Source organism: Cupriavidus sp. SW-Y-13 (assembly GCF_009793345.1).
Classification (GTDB): domain Bacteria; phylum Pseudomonadota; class Gammaproteobacteria; order Burkholderiales; family Burkholderiaceae; genus Cupriavidus.
Genome location: NZ_WHLX01000001.1, coordinates 3,174,307 through 3,195,415, shown reverse-complemented (window position 1 = coordinate 3,195,415; position 21,109 = coordinate 3,174,307). Strand labels below are relative to the sequence as shown.

At 59.6% G+C, this 21,109-nt stretch carries 16 protein-coding genes; 7 read left to right on the top strand and 9 right to left on the bottom strand.

The features are described 5' to 3' along the window. Positions 1 to 497: 497 nt before the first annotated feature. Positions 498 to 1,280 (bottom strand): CBS domain-containing protein, encoded by a 783-nt coding sequence (locus GA566_RS14240; RefSeq protein ID WP_160473045.1) that lies wholly within the window; start codon positions 1,278 to 1,280, stop codon positions 498 to 500. Positions 1,281 to 1,325: 45 nt separating this feature from the next. After that, the gene (locus tag GA566_RS14235; protein ID WP_160473044.1) at positions 1,326 to 3,587 is read right to left on the bottom strand and encodes a hypothetical protein; all 2,262 of its coding nucleotides are present in this window, start codon (positions 3,585 to 3,587) and stop codon (positions 1,326 to 1,328) included. 418 nt (positions 3,588 to 4,005) lie between these two features. Between GA566_RS14235 and GA566_RS14230 the strand changes: the two genes are divergently transcribed. Continuing rightward, positions 4,006 to 5,022 (top strand): hypothetical protein, encoded by a 1,017-nt coding sequence (locus GA566_RS14230; RefSeq protein WP_160473043.1) that lies wholly within the window; start codon positions 4,006 to 4,008, stop codon positions 5,020 to 5,022. A gap of 243 nt (positions 5,023 to 5,265) precedes the next feature. Here the strand turns inward: GA566_RS14230 and GA566_RS14225 are convergent, their stop codons facing one another. Further along, entirely contained in the window at positions 5,266 to 6,312 is a 1,047-nt protein-coding gene (locus GA566_RS14225) for a hypothetical protein (protein WP_237380186.1), read from the bottom strand. Positions 6,313 to 6,471: 159 nt separating this feature from the next. Then, entirely contained in the window at positions 6,472 to 7,791 is a 1,320-nt protein-coding gene (locus GA566_RS14220; RefSeq protein ID WP_160473042.1) for a hypothetical protein, read from the bottom strand. A gap of 198 nt (positions 7,792 to 7,989) precedes the next feature. Here GA566_RS14220 and GA566_RS14215 point away from each other — a divergent pair, with 198 nt between their 5' ends. Continuing rightward, positions 7,990 to 8,331, top strand: a complete 342-nt coding sequence (locus GA566_RS14215; protein ID WP_160473312.1) for a helix-turn-helix transcriptional regulator — start codon at positions 7,990 to 7,992, stop codon at positions 8,329 to 8,331. 498 nt (positions 8,332 to 8,829) lie between these two features. Here GA566_RS14215 and GA566_RS14210 read toward each other — a convergent pair whose 3' ends face one another. The 5 genes from GA566_RS14210 to GA566_RS14190 form a co-directional block, all read right to left on the bottom strand. Beyond that, complete coding sequence (locus GA566_RS14210; RefSeq protein WP_160473041.1) at positions 8,830 to 9,804, bottom strand: hypothetical protein; 975 nt, start codon at positions 9,802 to 9,804, stop codon at positions 8,830 to 8,832. Further along, a complete protein-coding gene (locus tag GA566_RS14205; protein ID WP_160473040.1) occupies positions 9,801 to 10,712 on the bottom strand; it encodes a phage capsid protein in 912 nt (303 codons plus the stop codon). Before GA566_RS14205 ends, GA566_RS14210 begins: the two co-directional genes overlap by 4 nt. A gap of 21 nt (positions 10,713 to 10,733) precedes the next feature. Then, positions 10,734 to 11,732 (bottom strand): YqaJ viral recombinase family protein, encoded by a 999-nt coding sequence (locus GA566_RS14200; RefSeq protein WP_160473039.1) that lies wholly within the window; start codon positions 11,730 to 11,732, stop codon positions 10,734 to 10,736. Positions 11,733 to 11,805: 73 nt separating this feature from the next. Next, complete coding sequence (locus tag GA566_RS14195; RefSeq protein WP_160473038.1) at positions 11,806 to 12,771, bottom strand: DUF932 domain-containing protein; 966 nt, start codon at positions 12,769 to 12,771, stop codon at positions 11,806 to 11,808. Positions 12,772 to 12,871: 100 nt separating this feature from the next. Next, positions 12,872 to 13,213 carry a hypothetical protein gene (locus GA566_RS14190; RefSeq protein WP_160473037.1) on the bottom strand — a complete coding sequence of 114 codons (342 nt, stop codon included), beginning with the start codon at positions 13,211 to 13,213 and terminating at the stop codon, positions 12,872 to 12,874. Positions 13,214 to 13,546: 333 nt separating this feature from the next. On the opposite strand from GA566_RS14190, the gene GA566_RS14185 reads away from it, so the two are divergent. From GA566_RS14185 to GA566_RS14165, 5 genes are read left to right on the top strand one after another with little or no spacing between them, the layout of a single operon-like run. Further along, the gene (locus GA566_RS14185) at positions 13,547 to 14,446 is read left to right on the top strand and encodes a WYL domain-containing protein (RefSeq protein WP_160473036.1); all 900 of its coding nucleotides are present in this window, start codon (positions 13,547 to 13,549) and stop codon (positions 14,444 to 14,446) included. Next, a complete protein-coding gene (locus GA566_RS14180; RefSeq protein WP_160473035.1) occupies positions 14,443 to 15,822 on the top strand; it encodes a toll/interleukin-1 receptor domain-containing protein in 1,380 nt (459 codons plus the stop codon). Before GA566_RS14185 ends, GA566_RS14180 begins: the two co-directional genes overlap by 4 nt. A gap of 41 nt (positions 15,823 to 15,863) precedes the next feature. Then, positions 15,864 to 17,351 carry a hypothetical protein gene (locus tag GA566_RS14175; protein WP_237380184.1) on the top strand — a complete coding sequence of 496 codons (1,488 nt, stop codon included), beginning with the start codon at positions 15,864 to 15,866 and terminating at the stop codon, positions 17,349 to 17,351. Positions 17,352 to 17,395: 44 nt separating this feature from the next. Next, entirely contained in the window at positions 17,396 to 20,107 is a 2,712-nt protein-coding gene (locus GA566_RS14170) for a DUF499 domain-containing protein (RefSeq protein WP_160473034.1), read from the top strand. Further along, positions 20,107 to 21,102, top strand: a complete 996-nt coding sequence (locus GA566_RS14165; protein WP_160473033.1) for an alkaline phosphatase — start codon at positions 20,107 to 20,109, stop codon at positions 21,100 to 21,102. Before GA566_RS14170 ends, GA566_RS14165 begins: the two co-directional genes overlap by 1 nt. Positions 21,103 to 21,109 lie beyond the last annotated feature (7 nt).

The window sequence follows — 21,109 nt, the reverse complement described above, 5'->3', positions numbered from 1 at the left end:
CGGCATTTCATCAACCCCTATACATGAGGTATTGAACCCGTGATGCAGTCCATCCCGAACCCGACGAATAGTTCACACGTAGGCCAGCAGCAACCGCACGGCACGCAAGCCGATATCGATGAGCTTCGCACGCTTTTGGCGCAGCAGCGACGCATGGATCCAAGAAGGCAACGTTTTCGCAATATGTACGACACCATTCAGGAACTCATTGCAGCGGGGCTACATGCCGCGATAATCAGGAAGCTCAAGAGCATGGACCTGAGCATCTCGCCAGTTACGTTTAAAAGTTGGTTGGCAGAAATACAGCAGGAGCGTGACAGTATGGTAGTAAGCGACCGGAAGAAGATGTATCGCAAGTGCGAGAAGCAATGCGGCGTAGCGCGGCATAATCGGGCATCACTAAGACAGCATGTCGCGCGGAATCGGGCTGGCTCCCGTAAGCACGAAACGAGCTAGCCCCAACCGATCGCGGCAAAACTGGGGCGGTCTGCTACGCATTACATTAGCTCAAACGGAGAGAGCACACCGGCCAGGCCTCCGTGGCCATCGTCTACCAGCCAAAGCGTTTGAACACTTGCATCCGCTTCCGCCAAAAGAGTGTCGACCTCTGACGCTTCACTCACGAGACAGGCACGAACAAGTTCGAGCTCCGCGCCACTCTCCTTGAGTCCGCCGACTTCCCGTATTTCTTTCGCGAGCAGTTCCTTTCTCTTCTCTTTCCGATGCAGAAATTTTGCGACAGAGACTTCAGGCAACAGAAGCCAGTCGTGGTCAATTTTGACGGGAAGAAACGAAAACGAATGCGTAAGCATAAGCTGCCGAGCATATGCGACCGGTTGCCAAGGCTGAACAGCCACTGGAGATCGGACCATAAAATCGCCGACCGTTACTCGCTTGAAATCTTGCTCCTTCATTAGGGCCTCCTCTAGGGCAATGCATAGCGCGATTGCTGCTTCTGTCGCGTGGCGAGCATAAACGCCACTATGCATTGCGTCATTGCGGGCGTTCTGGACCGTCCTGTACAACGCGGAAAAGCTTGCAAACAAGACTGGGAATTCCGTCGCAACATGATGCAGAACATCGGAATCCTTCGCGAGCTCATAAAGTTCGCGGATGTAGGAGCCCAGTTGGCCCTCCTGCCGCAGTAGTCGCATTCCAATAGCTTCCAATGCGAAGCACACTTCGCCAAAGCCCTCGGCGTCGGCTAATGCCGAGTAGCGTGCTCCGCGTAGCCTGTCGCGGTAATGGCATCGCTCAAGCCATGAAAGTGTAGGTCCCATTGTTCTGTGCAACTCGATACATTCATGTTATTCGGAAGGCTGCGTCTAGAGACTCTTCATCTGCCCGCCCTGCTCCTCGATCGCCGTGCGCACGATGTTGTGCACTGCCTTCAAGAAGGCTAATGCGGGCTCTGAGTTTACTGTGCCCGGGACGGGCGCAGCCAGCTCATAGATGCCCCGGATGTCCACTGCACGGCGCGTTGCAGAGCCCTTGCCCTTGTGGTCATTGCCACGGCGCCAGTCAGTCAGATGTTCGTCTACTAGTCGTGCTACAGCCAGGGAGTGCAAGTCGCGGAAGACAATTTGCCGAATCGGTGCGATGGCCTCTTGCGCTTCGGTGTCATCCTTAGGTGCTCGCGTCCAATGCACCGGGTGATCCAGAAAATTCGAGATCTCCTCGGTGATGCGGCCCACGAAGTCCGCCACGGGGCGCAGCGAATCGTATTCGATATCCAGTTCATTCGCGATTCGGCGGTTCAAGGCCTTGACGCGCGTCCAGTGCTCGGTACTTACTTCCGCGCTGTGCGCAAAACCAAGGCGGAAGTTCCAGGCACGCTGGAAGCTGTCTGCGGCGCGTTGCACCGCGAAGCCAAGACCCGACGGGTCGTAGGACGGCTTCGCATCGGGCTGGGGTGGTGGCATGATCGACCGATCAAACTGGTCGAGCAACTGCCCTAGTTGCACCCGCACCCCGCCGGGCAACTTCTCCGATGCGGCATCCAGGCCGCCGAGCATGAAGCACTGCATGTCGATCGTCCGCTCCATCGCGGTGACGATGGGGCCGTTCAACACGTCCCGCAGTCGCCCCAGATAGTTGTAGACCGAGGCCAGCACGTGGGCGCGCTTGGCTGCAAAGCCGGGCAGATTGAGGCCCTTTACTTGATCGAAATGCGTGAAGGCGATGGCGAGCTTGCCGTAGTTGCCGCTGGCGGCAACGGCGCGAAGTACCGCTTGTGCGGCGGCCTGCACGGGCTGCTCCGCGTTGTCCACCAGCATGATGGTGTCGACATCTGCGAACCGCTGCGTCACGTGCGTGGTGACGCTGCTGGACGAGTCCGGTGTGTGTCCCAAGCCCTGGCCGTCTAGATACACGACCTTACTGCGGCGATCAGTAAAAACCGGGTACAGTGGGCCACGCACGCGGATGCCATCTACCAGCGGTGTCAGTAGCCTCCCGAAGGCCGGCGCATAGTTGCTGGAGAACCAGCGAACCTGACGCAGGAAGTCATCCCGATCTTCTGTTTCGTAGGTCCACAACTCAGGCCAGCGCGCGGTCTTACCGCGCTTGGTGAGCGTACCAACATCCAGGCGGTCAAATCGCAGTTGGATGTCGTCCATGATGTCCAGCACCAAATCGCGGAAGGCATCGTCGTCGAGCAGCTCGCTCTGGAAGATTTCTAGCGCAGCCTGCAGATCTTCAGGCTGGATCGTGGACGGATCAGGCAGCAGTTCCGCTTTGATCGCCACGGCTTTCGCAGCAGCAATTGCCTTAACGCGCTCGACATAGCCGGCAAGCTTCACTTGCAGCGCAGCAGCATCTGCGGCTGAAATAGCCTCTCGATCGTCCGCTGGAGGGGCGATCGAATCGCTGCTGCCACCAAAGTCCCAATCATCGTCCGCCAGATAATCGCCGGTGGTCTTCCAAGCGCCGAGCAGGTAGCTCAGACGGAAACGTTGGTCAGCATGGTGCAGCAGCTTGTCGGCGACTTTTTCGTCGCCCATGGTATCCCACACCGCCGAGCAGGCCGCAATTATGCAGTCCTCGACGTTGGCCCGAATCGCGTGTTCGGAGAAAAACGTCACCGCCGCACGATAAGGGCCGTCGTCAGGGATCACCTCGATGTCAGACACCGTGGTCTTGGCAGTGGAGGTTGAGGGGAAGCGGTCCTTGTCAGGGTTAGAGCCGATCAAGTGCCGCAGCAGCGAAGTCTTGCCAGCTCCTGTGGTGCCCACGAAAAGAACGCGAGCATAACCTTCGTCCCGGCCGGGCAGGGGAATGATGTTGTCGCGCAATGCTACGGGATTTGCCACGCTGGCCTGTAAGCCGTCGAAGAAGGCATCGACGACGATTGGGCTAAAAGCCTGGAGAGCGTCGTTGTATCGGCTGGCATTCCACCAAGACTCGTCGGCCAACAGTTCGTTCATCTGCGCGACGAGTACATCAGCTTCATCCGGGTTGGCCGTTCCGAGGCCGCGGCGCACCTTCAAGCCTGGTTTGCCTTTGGAGTCAGATCGGCAGGGATGCCGGAAGCTGATGCTGAAGCCGGGGCGGTCTCTGGTGGGGGACTTCGATGCAGTGTAGCTCATGCGACCTCGCGTTGTTCCGTGATGTACCAGAATGTAAGTGACCTCATTTCCGTTGTCAAGGATTTGGAACAACGTGGAACAACGAAAGTTGTGCTGCTTGCTCTTGCGGAACGCGGTCTGGACCGTGCCGATACAGCGCGTGTTTGCCCGCAAGAACAACATCCTTCGCGCAAGCCAGCACTAGCCGGCCGCGCGTAAGTGGCTCAGGCACACTTTCTCCACTTGTCACGCAAATGTAGATCGCCTATAGTCGCTCCCGGCTTCTGGCCTCGGTCCCGCTCCCGAGAGTTTCCATCGACTCGTAATTGCGACGCGCCGCTCGGCACGTTTCGTTGTGCACTACCTCCCTTTGGCCGGCCTGTGCAACTAGTAAATCGATGGGTAAGACATTGCAGGCTGTAACCATGAGAGGCACTCGATGCACAATCACGATATCCGCAAGGCGATTCTCGCCCGCGCTGCGGCGCTGAAAGCAGTCGCACATCACACCAGCATCTCCCAGAACCATCGTCTCGAAGCCCTGACCGCAGGCTACGTCGATACAAAATTCGCATCCGTTTCCGCGAAGTACGGCGATGGCGTTGCGCACTTGGATATGTTTGATCAAGAGCGCATGGCCAAACGAATGATCGAGCTCACGGATCAGGCTACATCCGACGTCGTCGAGCTGCAGACCGATGGCGTCTCGGTCAACGTGGAAATCGTCAAAGATCGCGTGCAGCCGACACGCTATTCCGACGTGTCGTACCGCGTGAACGTCCAAGTTTATGGCCTGGGCGCATTCAAACGGGAGCCGATCTTCCTGATGCCGCAGAAGCTCCTTGCGAACGGTCATGAACCGTTCCGCGTGGATTCGGCCCACGATCGTCGCGTGGATCGCGGCGAAGACGCTCCGGTTGGCCTGTCGGGGCAATTGCTTGAGGCTAAGCTCGTTAAAGGCCACTGGCACGGCGGCCTTTACATCTACGACCGGCCCTTGCAGGAGAACGACGCAGATTGTCTGGCCTGGGTTCGTCACAGCCTCACCCGTGCGATCCACCGTAGCCTTACGCCGATTGTCCGTTGCGATGTGTTCCGCCCAATCCAGCCGAGTCCGTATGAGGCTGGCGTTTGGCGCGTTCGCCTGCGTGTGCATCCCGATGCAGCGCTGCCCCGTACGAAGTTTGCGTTGCCGGCGTTGGCGCACCACATCATTCCGATGAATGCGGATTACTTTGCAGACATCGATGTTGGGCTGATGCACGGCGGCCGCTGGGAGGCAGATGTCTATCCGAGTGGTCAGAAGGGCATCGACAACATGATGACGGCGCGGGAGGTGCAGTCGGCATTCCTGCGCGCGATTGAACCTGTGGTTCAGCAATTTCTTGCGATGTCGCCGTACTCGATCAAATACCGCCCCGCAGTGCAATTTGCCAGCACCAGCGCACCCCTCTAACTTTCGGCGGTGTTGAAGAGAGCCGTGCCGCCATGCCCCGGTCTGATGACTCAGGGTATGGCGACACAAACGCCGGTTCATCTCGATCTTGATACCGTGCTTGGCAATAGCTGCTTTGGTCGATATCGTGTTAACCCGTCCTCGTGGCCCTTCTACGACCTTCCACAAGGCCGTGGTCGGTGAAGAAACCAAAAAAAGATGCCACCACCCTCACGGGGGTGGCATCACAATGCAAAAGGTTCTTCAGGCCTCGGGTAGGCTACATTGGCCACGCCATTCGTTAATCATGTCGTTGCTTACAGGGGCCTCCTCTCCCATACCGTTTCGAAAGTCCTTCAGCTTGGCGTCGTAGCACGCTTCGCCTTGCGTGCCTGATTGCTGACGAGAATCAGAGACCGTTGGCGCTGGCGCCGGTTCAGATGACGTAGTGGCTTGGCCAAGTGTGACATTGGCAGGAACATTGAGGACGTATCGGACATGGTCCTCGCTGCGGTGGTGAAGTAGGTCCCGAACGGTCAACTTCCAATCCCTGTTCCAGTGCGCGACGCTGCCGTCTTGCTTCAGCAGTTCAACGCCCGACCAGGCAGGGACGACATGACTGTCCCGAACAAACCACCGAAACACCTCGCTGGCCTTCGTGATGCCGTCGTAGGACTTGTCGATCTGTGCGAGGGCGTCTTTCTCGGCGCGCTCGAAGCGGGTGCGCTCCCGCTGCAGGCTGGCGAGCTCTTTCTCGAGGTTGGCCTTAGCGTTGGTCAGGTGCTGTTGAGCCTGTTCGACGGCGAACTTTGCACTAGCGCCGGCTCCCATCTCGCTGTTGACCGCTGCCCGGCGCAGCGCCTCTGCGGGATCCTCATCGGCCCTATGAGTATGGTTCTGGGCGCCGTTGGTCTCCAGCCGGGCGAGCTTGTCCTTCGCTTCTGCCAGTAGCTTTTCCCAGGTGGCGGGGCCTTGTCGGGTGCTTTCGATACTCTGATCGAGGCCGCGATAGTACCTCTGATACTCGTCGCGCGTCTCACGGATCTTCTGTTGGCGCAGTGCCGCGAGCAACTCAGGGCCGTTCCTCATGGTGCAGCGGTACTCAACCACGAGCCGGCCAGTGTCATCGTTGGTAGTGCGCCACGCATCTTGTGCGCAGGAGTCGCGGTTTGATAGCGCGGTCTCGTACGTATGGGTTGAGTCTTCGGGGACCGTCGCCGCCTTGACCGCTGTAGCTTCCGGTTGACCGCAGCCCGTCAGGGCCAAGCTCAGTACTGCCATCGAGGCCAGGATTGAGGATTTCATGTTCATGACTTGGGATTGTTGGATTGGGTGTAGCGGGCAAGGCTGAGAGGATGCAGCCGCCGTCAAACGGAAAAAGGCGCAGAGGCCGGGATAGCCAGCCACTGCGCCAAGGGCGTGCGCGACAGAGCTCCGTGGGGGCTCGTGCGCGGTAGTTGAACCGCCGTATTACTGCGACACACCAATTAGGACATAGTCGGTCTCGCCATTGATGGCGGGGACAGTCGTACCCTTCTTCGTGGCGACCATGAGATAGACGTAGGTGGTTACGCCGCCAGCCGTGTATTTGAAGGCCTTGGCGCGAACCACGCTTTCGCCTTCTTCGCGGCCCTGATCGGTAAATGCCTGTGCGATGTTCATGTCCGGAGCATCCGGAACACCGCCGTTGTCGTTGCCCGTGAAGACAAAAGAGCCGTCTGGGTTGAAGACGGCTGTACCCGAACCGCCTGCATCGCAATTCTCGTACTCGACATACGTCTTACCCTGCAGTTCGGTCACATCAGTTACCGGCACCAGTTCCTCCGACACGAAAACGTACTGGCTAAGCTGCTCGCCAGCGGTCGTCGTGCATAGCTCGCCGATACGGTTTCCCGCCTTGCTCACGAAGCCTGTGAACGGACCATCAGCGGCGAGGGCAATGAGATTGCCATCCGCATCGATCGTCCCCTTTGTCACCAGGTTCCCCCGATTGGGATCAGGGATGGAGAGTACGTAGTCACCCCTCAAGGTCTTGGCAGCACCGACCCGGAAAGTGGTGAGGCTCGGCGTAGTGAAGGCCGTTCCCGCGTAGGCCTCTCGGGTCAGTGCTTCGCCAGCAGCCGCATGGGCGGCAGCGTCGGCCTGCGTAATGCCCGCAGCTGCCAGCGCGGCGCCGTAGCTCTCAAGCACGTCATCGCCGATATCTCCCTTTTCCGCACTGAACTTAGCGGTCAAGGGATCGAAGCCATCGGGCAGAGCCGGTTTGCCCGGCAGGGTGGCAAGCGTGGTCTTGAGCTTGCCTTGGGCAGTGGACAGCGCGCCCGAGGTGATTGCGCCGCTCAGGGTGCCGTTCGTCACGCTGGCGTACCACGTGCTGGGATCCTGGCCGCTGAGGATACCCACGATCAGGTCAGTGAGCGGGGTGATATTGGCGATACCAGGTGCCGACACGACCGAATGGAGAGGCGACGCCAGCGCCTGACTGTTGGCCTGGCCGCCAGCGATTCGGGTAACGCACGGATAGTCAGTTGCCTTCAGCGAGGCCGTCCAGACGCCGTTCGCGTCGGTGGCTGCGGAAGCTGTTGCGCCGGAAGCGCATTTCAGTTCCACGTTGCCACCGACAATTGGGGCGCCGATGGCGGCCACGCCCGTCGCGGTCGTGAGGACGGGCGCGGGGTTACCGCCCGTGTTGGAACCGTCTCCCCCGCCACCGCCGCATGCCGTAAGGACCCCGACTATCAGGGCACCAAGGGCCGATTGAGCCATATGTCTGTTCCGAATGCTCTTCATCTGAATTCTCCTTTATGAGTGACGTTAGAGTCACTTAAGCCGATAAATCCGGCAACTCCGCGTTGTGATGTTTACTCCATAGCTTTGGCCGCAGGAGGCGTACCACTGAGCCTTATCGACCACTTACGATGAGATTGTAGAATAAACACGACGAAATTTGATGTGTATAATACGTCGTGAATCAGTCATCAGGTGGGCATCCTGCACGCCATGACTGTCAAGCGCTCAGAGACCTCTCCCGCCCGTCCGGCCCCCATTTCGGTCGCGCTGGGGAAACGCATCAAGCAGTGCCGGCATGCTGTGGACAAGTCTCAGGAAACCTTGGCGTTCGAGGCGCACGTCGATCGCACCTATATCTCGGCGATCGAACGTGGCATTGCCAACCCCTCGGTGGAGACGCTGGCAAATATCTGTTACTGCCTCGGCGTGACGCTGGCCCAGCTCTTTGCTCCACTGGATGGCGTGCCGCTGGCGCCCACCGGAGCGCGCCGGGCGAACACGGCCACACCGCCCGAAATCAAGCGCAGCCGCTTACGGTAAGAAGCTGCGCCCGGCCTTGCGCCTCTATCGAGGCTCGGTCTTAGCAGCTCTCCCGCACGACAACCTTCAGCTGACAAGGGGTCAGCGCCTCCATCAGTAGTCACCCGGTAATAGCACCGTCGTGACTGACCGATCCCACTCGGTGATGATCCAGACCGTTCGTTTGTTGGGGAGCAGGTAACTGGACAATACCCGCTGACCGGTCGTGGCGGCGACGTCGTTCTGCAGACGGTCATCGTCACAGAGGTTGCCCCAATCACCTCGGGCATGGCGGTTCACCAGCGCAAAAATCGATATGTCCGCTGTTTGCAGAACGTCTCAGGCGGCCGGCGTTGCCAACAAACGCCCAAGCGGTAGGCGCGATTGGATTGGGGCGGGTACAGATCGATCCATCATGACGATCTCCAGGTTAAGGGCGTGCGCAAGCCTCCGGAGGGACCCGGATGCAGGCACGTCGAATGGGAAATGAGAAAAGAAGGCGACCGGACGAGGCCCGGCCTATGCCTTCAGATTGAGCGAGACGAGTTGGCGGCGTACTGCAGCAGCACGCGCCTGCGAGCAGCCTAGCTGGCGACGGATGTCGGCCACTGTCGGACGCAGGTGACCCGCAGCGATAGCCTGCGCAAGCTGTGCCACAGCGACATCGGCTGACTCCGTTATCGGCGACGGCGTGACGGGATCGCTGGCAGCGACGTGACGTTTGGATTTCGATTCGCGATGAGCTGGTTTCGGCGTGGAGCTCGTCATGACTGGTGCTGCAACCGGTGTGACGGGCGTGACTGCCGGTGGTGACCGCAGCGTGACCGTCCACAACAGGCAGGCCACGCTCTCCAGCACCGCGGCGAATGCCAAGCCAGACAGCAGATCGATGCGCGCGACGGTTGTACCGAACAATGCAGCAAGCCGCACCGTGACCGGGTCAGCGGTCAGCCCATCGCGTTGCGCCATGACTCGATCGCCTGCCGCCTGTGACCGTCGGATGTCTTCGGTTTCGGCGTCCAGCGCGTCGAGCCTGGCGGCAAGCGTCAACCGGCGGGCTTCCAATGTCGGACAGTCGCGCTGGCAACGGCGGGTATTTGCTGTTGCCAGTTGCGCCGTCACCGTCGCCCGGTCTGCCATGACCGCTGTCAAACTGCGACCGGCGGGCTGAGGGGAGGGCAAGGCGATCGAACCCGCCCGCAATTCCCCCGCATGCCGCTGGGCCAGCAGAAAGAACGTCAGATGGCCGTAACAGGCTGTGGCCATACAGGCGAGCCACAGTACACCAGCCACGCCGCGCACGACCAGCGGCGCGCTCCGCACCAGCGCGGGCAGCAGGTGTGCGCCGACCACCAGAACCATGCTGATCGCCACCCACATCAACCGCTCCGCCAACGGGCCACCGCGCTGCCAGCCGGCCAAGACCGACAGGCAGAGGGCGGTGCCCGTCGCCATGACCGCCAACAGCAGCGCCCAACGGAATGGTCGGGTCATGCTGCCGCGCCCCCCAACAGTGCAGCCTTGCGCTCCAACTTGTCGCGTAGCGCGGGAGGGTTGATCGGATCGGCTTTCCCGGTGTCGCCAGGTTCCAATTCGTCAGTGCCGGCATCGGGATAGAACTCCTCCACGACAGCAGCGACTTCCTCCGGACTGTCCTCGAATGCCCCATTGCTGAAACCCATCCTTGCGGCAACATCCAATGCCGCTTGGTCAAAGCCAGCCCCCTTGCGCCGCGCGTCCAACTCACGCGCCTCGGTGATGACATCTTCCAGCGTGCTGCCCGACCGGATGCAGAGATCCACGTAGTAGATCGCCGAGCGGTAGCTTTGCGTCGTGGACTTGCCGCGCAGTTTCAATTCTAGCGACAGGCAGGCCAGCAGATTGCCCGACACCGCGCTGAAATAATGCAGCCGAGCTGCTAGCGTCCTGATGCTGTTATAGGACGTCGTTCTAAAGATGAACGCCGCCAGGTCATCGTCGTCACCGATTTTGACATTCAGCCGGCCGTACGGCTTGCAGCCGGAGTTGCCAAAACTGCAGCCGTCTGGGGACGGGCAGGGCAGCGACACGACGCCATCCCGCTCCACGCGCCGGCACTGCTCGCCGTTGCCGACACAGACCGGCCGGCCGGTTTCCCGATCGAATAGGCTGTACTCAGCGCGCAGGTTCAAGTCCGGCTCGTTGAACAACAGCCGTACCGGAATCGAACGCAGTTTGCCAGCGGCGGCTTTGCGTAGCGATTCATTGAGCGGGTGCAAGATCCACCCGTCTCGGTTCTGCAGTTGAGTGGTCAACGTAAACTGATCGTCTTTTTCCGGCAGTCGTTTGCCATTCTTTTCTACTACTCTGCCGATAGAGATCCGGCCTACCACGGGGGGCGTCAGGGCAAGTCCTTTCAACATGAAGGTATCTCCTAAGAGGGTTTAGACGGAAATGCGGAAGCGGCGAGAGCCGGCTTTGGAAATGGAGTACTGCGGTGCCAGGTGCGGATGGTCGGCCAGCAGCCGGTCGAGGTCGGTGCCACTACTGTCCTTGCTTCGCTTGAAAGTGACCTCCCCGGTCTCGAATAGCGCCCGAGTGGCATCGCCCATGGCTTGCTGGATGCCTTGTTTCAGCTTTGCCGCAGCCTGTTCCAATGACTCGATCTGTCCGCGTACAGCAATGAGGTCCGCGAATGCCCCGGACAACTGCCGATCTTCCGAGAAATCCACCGTCGCACCGGTATCGCGGGGGTACAGGCAGCGCACCGCGCGGTCCGCTGATTCGGAGCCATCTCCAGGTGGTGGGGTATCGGTTTCGACGTGGCGCCAGAACTGACCTTCCAACTCGATCAACTGAGCAATCAGCGCATCGTCCCGCTCGATTCGGTGGACTTCCAATGCCTGCCCACACAGCAGCACAGCGACGTCGGCAGCCTGCTTTCCGGCGACGGCCAATTGGTGTTGAACTTGCAACTGCACGTATTCGGGTACGCCGTCTTGCCAGTGTCGGGCGCCGAACTCTCCTGCGGTCTTGCATTCCAGAATCTGCACGCCGGGAACACCAACGACTTCCCGATCCAAGTTGGCGAGCATGAATGGGTAAGCAGCGTGCTGGAGAACAGCATTGACCCTGCGAACGCGGTGGCCGGTCTGCTGTGTGTATGCCGCCGCGACGATGGGCTCCAGCAGCGTTCCCCAATAGACCGGTTCGCGGGTGTCGCCAGGATCGGGCTTCGGGAGCTCGGCATCCCGACCAGTCTTCTCCAGCCAGAGTTCGAGTTGCGACTTATATGGATTCAGGCCCACGGATGCGGCGGCATCCGAGCCACCGATTCCGCGTTTCCGCACCTCAAGCCAGTCTTCGCGGGGCAAGCTTTTCGTACCCACCAGCCGTAATGCTGGCCGGCAGCTGCGGCGCCTGTTGGGTTCAGGCAACGACATATCAACCTCCATTAATGAAGATGCCCGGTGGGAGTCATCCCGACCGGGCATCTATGCGGTAGTAAAAAAGGATTCATGCGACGAGCTTCAGCGCTTCGTCCCAGGCCTTTTGCTTGAGTGCTGCACCCTGACCGAACCAGGCGGCGTCCAGGCGGTGGTCGTTGCTGCGGGCGCGACGGTGGTGGTCCACAAACTCCGTAACACTGTTGAGCAGGCCCCAGGCTGTCCCAGATGCCGAGGCCATTTCGGAGCCCTTGCCGCGACCGGCGTAGAGTTCCTGTACGGCCTTCAGCGCTCGGTCATTGACGGCAGTTGAGTTGCCATCGGATTGTTGATTCACCGGATACGTCAGCACGCGTTTGAGGAAAGCCTCCACCGCGGCGTCCTGAACCTTGCACTGCGACAGCGCCTTCATGCGGACCATAAAGCCATCCCACGAGGAAATCGCGATGCCCAATTGGCGCTTGACTGCCTGTGGGTCAAACTGGCTGCGGTGTGGCACTTTGACGGCCCCCGTGCTGTCGCCGAGCGCGATGGCGAGCGTGTTATTGCAGACAACACGAACCGAGGTGAACTGAGCGGTGGTTGCCAGCGTTCCGTCACATGCTGTCGCTAACAACAAATAACCATGGACGCGATCGCGGCCCTTGAGCATGGCGCTCTGGCCTGTCTTGGCCAGCGCCCACAGCTTTTTGCCGCCTTTGAGCACACCAGCGGTTTCGAGTTCGTACCCGCCTGCTTCGACCAGGTCTCGGTAAAACTCGAGGACGTCCTGTGGTTGCACTACTTGGAAACGACGGGAGACAACCGAAAGTGGGGCCTTGGTGTCGGAGCGGTAGAGCACCTTCTGGTCGGGGAATGCGTGGATGGAGCCGAGGTTTTCGCTGCCGGCGACGTAGCGAACATCGGCATTCTCAATGCGCCAGTCCATACCAGCCTGTCGTGCCCAGACTTCGAGAGGTTGTTTGGATGTAAGTTGGTTGCCCAGGCCGTGCCACGGGGTTTCGTTGACATAGGCCATTGATTGAACGAGATGCATGGTTTTCCTCGAAAGGTGAATCGCGAGAGCAGATAACAAAGATGCCTACAGCCTCAAGGGCCGTAGGCATCAAATAGACCGAATGTGATAGTGCTGGCGGTCAGGCTACGTGCGGCTCGCCAAATGTATGGCCGCACGCCTGACATGCATAGTTGTCGAGCACATGGGTGTCGATATGCTCGCCAACTGCGGAGCCAGCAGCGCAACCGGCGGCACCACCGACTAGGGCACCCATGAGTGCACCAGCTAGGCCACCCAAAATCGAGCCGACCGGGCCGGCGATCATGCCGAGGGTAGCCCCGGCTTCGGCGCCGCCCAACGCGGCAGCGGCACTACCAGCGGCTCCGGCGGCAGCACCCACGGCACTGCCAGCTTTGCGCGCGTAGTCGCGAGTGGTAATGCGGGTCGAGTTACAGCGTGGACAGGAAAGGGAGTAGCTCATATCAGTCTCATGAAGTTTCAGGGCAAGCGGATGCTGCCCAGGCCCACTGGAGGGGCATGCTCGATAAAGTGATATGTGTTTGAAAATTTCTGGATCGAGAGACGCTTGCGCAAGAGAATTTGGCCGCGCGCTCAGAGAGAGAGGTATTGGAAGATCAGAGTCGTTAATGGGCTGAATCGGGGAAAGAAAGGGGCCGGCTCTCTCGACATTTTCGGCGGGATATTCGATTTTGATAGTGATACCGTATCAAAATGATACGTGTGGTATCCTTCCCGTCTGCAACTGTAGTGGCGGAGTTACGCGGGGCTTATGGGGCATAAAACGAGAGAGGCCATGATCGAGACGTCCGGTGGGTCACAAGCGCAGCGTGAACGATTGGCATTCCTAGAGCTGCGCACCTATTTCACCGGAGAGCTCCGAAGAAGCGATATCGAATCGCGATTCGGTGTCAAGCCCGCTGCTGCTTCGCGAGACCTGAGCTGCTACCGAGAGATCGCCCCTGACAATCTGACTTACGATGCCGTGACCCGGTGTTACCGGCCAACTGACCTATTCAAGCCAGTCTATGAAATCCACTCGGAGCGAGTGCTGGCCTGGCTGCTGAGCGGTTTCGGAGATGGACTCGAATTGGGCCTAAGGCAAGCTGCACCATGCGAAGGGCCAGGGCAGCTAATAAGACCCGACATGGGCGTTCTTGCGACCATCACGCGCTCCCTATGCGCCAAACGTCCAGTCCAAATTAACTACCTCTCCTTGTCGTCGGGCGCGAAGCGCCGCGATATTGTGCCGGTTGCATTGGCTGATAATGGCTTGCGTTGGCACGTCCGCGCGTTTGATCGTGAGCGTCAGCGCTTCGGCGATTTTGTACTTACTCGTATCACCGAGGTACAGGATTTGGATGGCGCGGCGGATGAACATGAGCTCTTGGCGGCCGACGAGCAATGGGCACGGATCGTGGATATGGAATTGGTACCGCATCCCGGCGCCCGGTGGCCCAAGGCGATTGAGGCCGACTATGCCATGAGCGAAGGTGTGTTACGCATCAAGACGCGTGCGGCACTGGCCGGCTACGTGCTGCGGCGCTGGTCTATTGATTCGAGCCCGGATCATAGCCTGGACCCGACTTCTCACCATTTGTGGCTTCGAAATACCCCAGCGCTCTATGGCGTCGAGAGTGCGGCTCTGGCGCCAGGCGTCGCTGTTGTGTCGGAAGCGAAAGGTGCACTCGTATGAAAGATACGATCTTCATCAGCCACGCAACTCCTGAAGATAATGCCTTCACACGTTGGCTCGGCTCGAAGCTCGAACTTGCCGGCTATAAGGTCTGGCATGACTTGGCGCGCCTGAAAGGCGGCGACATCTTCTGGGAGAAGATTGAGAGCGCGATCCGGAACGACTCGTTCAGGTTCCTTGCGGTCGTGTCGACCGTGGCGGTGGGTAAGTCGGGCGTCAAGGACGAATGGGCCGTGGCTGCCACGATCGAAAAGTCGCTACCGGGGTTTGTCATCCCGCTGCGCATCGATCACTACGATTTCCAACTCTTCCCGATCACGATCCACCGAAAGAATGCCATCGACTTCGCTAACGGCTGGCACAAGGGCTTGGCGTCGCTGTTGGATACGTTGGACGAGGTAAAGGCCCCCAAAATCTCCACGCCCGATCCTGCCTTGGCGCGTCATTGGTTGGCCGAAATGAAGGAGGGGGCGATCCTCCGAACGGCGAATCCCGAAAAGCTCGACTCTACTTGGCTTCCCATGCTGTCGCTTCCGCCATCGCTTGAGACGGCCCGCTTCTTGGGAAGTGAGCGCAAGATCAAGCTCACGCAGGAGAATGTCGTACTGCCATGGTTTGAGCACGAAGACCGGATTGTTGGCTTCGCCAAAGGGGCAGACCTGGTGACGTTGATGGCAAAGTCCGCCATGCTCAAAGCGGCTGGAGCCATCGAAACAAAAACCTTCATTGACGCAGGTTCTGCACTTGGCGACAAGCCCGTCTCCAAATGGGAAGCGCGTAAGCGTGTCGCCAATCTGGTCCGTCAGGCATGGGAACTGGCGATGGAAGCCAAGGGTTTAGGCATGCATGAGCAGTCCGGCGGACGCAAGGTCTTCTATGTCACACCAGAAATGACCAAGGGCGAACGGGTTGCTTTCGTAGATGTCGACGGGCGCACCCGAAAGAAGGCTCTGCATGGGCGAAGCGAGAAGCGCAAGGCAAATTGGTCCTATGCCGTGGGTATGGTTCCGGTGCTCGATGATCCTTGGCGCATCGAGCTGCGTTCAACCATCGTTTTTACCGATGACAACGGCAAGCCCATGGACGCCCCCGCGAAGGCCCATCGCCTGCGCATGAGTTTTTGCCGAAGCTGGTGGAACGATCGTTGGCGCGGCTTTCTCAGGGGATTCCTCGCGCTGGTGGCCGATGGTCAATCGGAAATCCGCCTTCCTGTCGGCTCCAATCGCCATATCGTAATAGGTGCGACGCCGATCGTCTTCACTGCCCCTGCGGGCCTATCTGACCTGACGCCCTCAATTGACATTGATGCGGTTGAGGAGCCCGACGAGGATTTGGATGATCTTGACGAAATCGAGGAAGACGAGGCTGCCCAGTGAGTTTTGATCCTACCCTAATCGAGCTCGCGGAGCCCGAGCTCTTGTTCGGCTATGAGCAGCGCATGGCGCATCCTAAGGACGGCCTGCTTTTGTATGGCCCAATGGATGGAGGCAAGGGCGCCGGGAAGCTTCGTATTGGCGTCGTTTCTACCGCTGACGGCCTGGCTCGCTATTCGAAGTGCGTGGACAAGATGTCCAAGCCGATCGCTCCCGCGCGACCGGACGACCCAAACCATACCTTGTTTCCGGGCTTCCAGGCTCTGTTTGGCGTCGAATGGCCCTCAAAGCCGGAGGTCTGGTTAGAAATCGACCCGGATGAACTTGCTAGGGCAATTCGCATCTCGGATCGCCACCAAGCTATCCACAAAGCCGTGTCGCTGTATTCCGATGCGATCGCTGATCACTTGCGCGAGAGCAGTGAGTCGCCGGTCGATTTGTGGATGGCAGTAGTGCCAGAAGATGTCCACAAATACTGCCGTCCGCAGTCTATCGTCGAAAAATCCCAGCGTGAAAGCTCAGGCATTCTGATGAACAAGACAGCGGCCACCCGACTTCTTCGAGAACCTGGTCTCTTCGACGACGACAACAGATCGGCTGAGATCTACCTCTACGAACTGGACTTCCATAATCAACTCAAGGCGCGTCTGTTGGAACACAAGGCGGCCGTCCAAGTGGTCCGCGAAACTACACTGACTCCCGATGAGTTCCGTAAAGAAAACGGGATGCCGCTGCGCGGTCTGCAAGACCCTGCGACGCTGGCGTGGAATCTCGCGACCACTTGCTACTTCAAGGCGGGTGGTAAGCCTTGGCAGCTTGGTGCGTCACGACCAGGCGTGTGTTACGTCGGCATTGTCTTCAAGAAGGATTTGTCGTCGGCTGAGCCGGGCAACGCGTGCTGCGGCGCGCAGATGTTCCTCGATTCGGGCGACGGGGTGGTGTTCCGCGGAGCAGTCGGTCCCTGGATCACGGCGACGGACCATGAATTCCACCTCCCCAAGGAGAAGGCCAAGGCCCTCATGTCACTGGTAGTGGACGCCTATCGGAAAAGCCATAGCGGCGAGCCGCCCAAAGAGCTTTTCATCCACGGCAAGACTCGCTTCTCCGACGAGGAGTGGGCTGGCTTCAAGGAGACGGTGCCCGAGGAGACCAATGTCGTGTGCGTGCGAATCCGCGAGGACTCCGGCATGAAGCTCTACCGGCACGGCACCATGAACGTTCCGAGAGGACTCGGTTGGGTGAAGTCGCCGTGGAAGGCCTACTTGTGGACCAAGGGGTTCGTGCCGCGCCTGCAAACCTATGCGGGACGCGAGGTGCCCAACCCTTTGTCGATCGAGATCAGCAAGGGCGAGGCCGACATCCAGCAAGTTATGGCTGATGTCTTGGCGCTGACCAAGCTGAATTATAACGGGTGCATCTACGGGGACGGGGTTCCCGTGACGCTTCGCTTTGCCGACTCGGTCGGGGAAATACTCACGGCGGCGCCTCGAAAAAACGAGCTGCCGCCATTGCCGTTCCGCTACTACATCTGAGTACCGGCAGAACACAGAACATAGAAGACCCATAAAGGTAGAACATGCTTGGATTGCAACTGCGCGATGAGTTTAAGGGAGTCAGGCTCAGAGGGACGACCATCGACTTCACCAACGACGCCAAGACCGGCGCGTTGGACATGGCCGCCCAAGATTTCTTGCGCATCACATATCCGTCCGTCGATCTGATCAAGACGATTAAGGCGGCGGCCCCTGGCTCGAATCGAGCGGTGGTCCTCATCGGTGACAAGGGCCAAGGCAAGTCCCACCTGATGGCAGCTCTCTGTCATTTGCTGCGCGACCCCGAGGCGGGCGAGGCTTGGCTCAAAGACTGGTCCGATAAGCTGGGCCGTCCTGAGCTCGCACAGCTTGGGCTTCACAGCGCGCGCCATGTCATCGCCGAGCCGCTGCACGATCGGCGCTTCGCCTACCTATGGGATTTGCTGTTCGCGCGCCATCCCAACGGCGAATATGCCCGTGGCGTCTGGGCAGGTCAAAAGACCGAGGTTCCAGGCAAGGACATCCTGGTTGCGATGTTCAAAAGCAAGCCCTGCGCGTTGCTGCTCGACGAGTTCCAAACCTGGTTCGACGGCCTCAGCGACGCCCAGGAGCCCCGCCAAGTGTGGGCCTTCAATTTCATCCAGCTCTTGTCGGAGATCGCGGAGAACAACCCCGAGCTCTTGACGCTCGTGGTGTCGGTCCGCGAAGGCAGCTCCAACGCTGCCCAGCAGCTCTTTCGCGTCAATCCCGTGCGCGTCGATTTCAAGGGCGAGCAGGCCCAGCACGACCGTCGTCGTTTGTTGCTGTATCGGATTTTTGAGAACCGCATCAACATCTCCGAGGCCCAGATTGTCCCGCTGATCGAGCCTCATCTGTCCGAGTTCATCCGCCTGGGTCAGCGCCCCGCGAGCGAAGTCGATAAGCATCGGGCGCGCTTCGTCGAGGCCTGGCCGTTCTCGCCAGAGCTGCTTCAATTACTGGACGACGAGGTCATTTTCGCCATCAAGGCACAAGGCACGCGTGATTTGGTCCGGATCTTGGTCGAACTGTTCAAGACAGCGGGCGACACGATTCCGGTGATCACGCCGGCCGACTTCGAGCTGTCTGGCGATGACCGTGGCAGCGCGGCGGCTCTGATCGACAACGTCGGCATCGACCATCACAAGCAGCTTCGCGACCGCGCGCTGCGTAACCTTACTGCAGTCCAGGAGGCCTTGGGCGGCGATCTGACCGGTGTTCCGCACTTACGCGAGATTCTCACGTCGCTGTGGCTGCGCTCATTATCGCTGGACAATCAGCGCGTCGGCGCCGATCCCGAGACGCTGCAAATCGATGTCACGCGTGGTGCGAGGCTCGACGACAACGCTTTCCAAGCCGAGCTCGCCTCGATCGAGAGCAACAGCTACAACATCCACAAGACCGGCTCGCGCCTTGTGTTCAAGCTCGAGGAGAACGCCCGCACTCGGTTGATGGCTCACGCCAGAAACGACAAGCTGTTCCAAAACGGCGAGGACGTCGATTTCCTCGCCAGCGAGATTCGCCACGCTATCGGCGGCGACGCGCAGATCAGCGGGATGTATCGGACTATTGTGCTAAAGCGCGAATGGAACAACTCGCCGTGGGATGAGGTAGAAGAGTCGCTGCGCCCGAACGTGTGGGACAACAAGATCCCGTTGATTGTCCTGCCGGCTTATCCGGCCGAGCTCAATGCGGCGCTGGGCGCGTGGCTCAAAAAATTCTTAGGCTCTAATCGCAACACGGTGCGTTTTCTGTTGCCCAAGAAGGGCAGCGACGGCGCGTCAGCCATCTACCAGGATAAAGAGCTGATCTTGGCGGCCAGGGCCGCGAGCCTCGCCAAGGGATGGGCCAAGGACGAACCTGCCTACAAGGCGCTGTCCACCGAGTTTCTTGGCGCGTTGAAGATGCGTATCGCCGAGCGGTTCGATCGTTTCGCCATCCTGTCGGTCTGGAACCATGAGGACTCGTCCAAGTGCGTGTTCAGCGTCGAGCCTCACGGAACCAAGGGCGACAAGATCCCGGCGGCCATCCAAGAAAAGATCAAGCAGAACTTGTTCGTCGATGAGGATTTCGATGAGCTCGTGGTCGGCTTCGCCGAGAAGAACATGTCGATGGCCAAGCTGTTGGCCGAGCTTCGCGAGCCGCGGGGCGGTGGTCTCGACTGCATTCCTTGGTTAGGTGAGGCCGAGGCGAAAGACTCGGTGTTGGCCGTTTGCGCCGCTGGCCAGATCACTATCCATGCCCGCGGGCTCAAGAGCCTGCAGGTGGTTCCCGGTGAACCTAGCGATGTCGCTCTTCGGCGCATGAAGCGCGACTTCAACGTCACTGGCAAACAGCTCGAAGACACCACGCTTTCCAAGCCTGGCTCGGCCCCCTCGAGTTCTGGCCAGACGCCCAGCGTTCCGCCTGCGGGAGGCATCGGCGGTTTGCCTGGCATCGCGCCAGTCCCAGGCATTCCGGGCGACGCGCCACCCCAAAATCCGTTCGGCGATCCGCCGTCAGCAGGCGGTGGCGCCGGAACTCACGCGCCGATCACCACCAAACTTGAAAGCGCTCCTACTTCGGGACTCAATCTGCTCAGCCGGGTCGTGGACACCTGGCATGTGGGACCGGCGACGACCGTGCGCAACGTATCGATCAAAGTCGAGAAGCTCACCGGCGCACAGTTGCAGCAGTTGATCCGCAATCTGCCCGATGGCCTCTCGTATGGGCTCGATGCGGACAAGGAGGAATTCTGATGGCTATGACCGCCCAATCGTTGCAATCGCTGCTTGTCCAGGAGCCAAGCGTCGTATGGACCGACGTCTTTTCCGATGTGTGGGAACGTATGTCGCAGCCCGTCAGCGGCGATGTCGCCTCCGAAATGGTGCGCCGTGATAAGGACATCGAAGGCCTCGACTTGGTGCTCTCGAGCGCCGCCTGGGACCTGTGGCCTCACTTTGAGGCCTGCGCGCCGAAGACCTCTAAGGCCTTGCAGGATTTTTGGTCCGCGTCCCCTGGCTCGAAGGCTGTCCTAGTTCTGGATGCGTTGTCCTTGCGCGAGGCGCCTTGGATTTTGCAGGAGGCTGCAAAGCGCGGCTTTAAAGTCCATGGTGGACGGGCTACCGGATCGGCGCTCCCCAGTGACACCACCAGTTTTGCAAAAGAGCTCGGCATGTCGCAGCGCTCTCTATTGACGTCAGGCCAAGTCGGCTCGTTGAAGCTGGCGGGCGCGGCCACGGCTCTGTTTACCCAGCCGTGGCTCGAATGCGCCAACACGTTGCCTAACCATCCTGATTTGTTTGTGTGGCATGACTGGCCCGACAGCCTTATGCATGATCTTTCCGGCCCGGGGCCTGGGTTGCGGCAGCTTGCGGAGGATGCGAAGACTGTTTTGACTGGCGATGACTTTTGGACCTTCGTCGAACGACTAGCCACGGGTCGCCGTCTCATCATCACTGCCGATCATGGATACGCGGCCTCCGGCCAGTTTAGCGATGTCCTCGACCAAGAGCAGAAGGAATATTTCCAAAAGACCTTCGGGGCCGAGCGTTTCGCGTCGAGCGCTGACAAAGCGCAGTCTCATTGGCTTCCGCCTGTTGATCTTCCATTGACGACGGCTCGCGGCGACTATCGCTTTGCTTTGGGTCGCAGGGCATGGAGCGTCCAGGGTGGACGCAAAAATCTATCTCACGGCGGCATCTCATTGTTGGAAGTCGCGGTGCCATTCATCGAGCTCTCGCGGGCGCTCTGAGAGAATA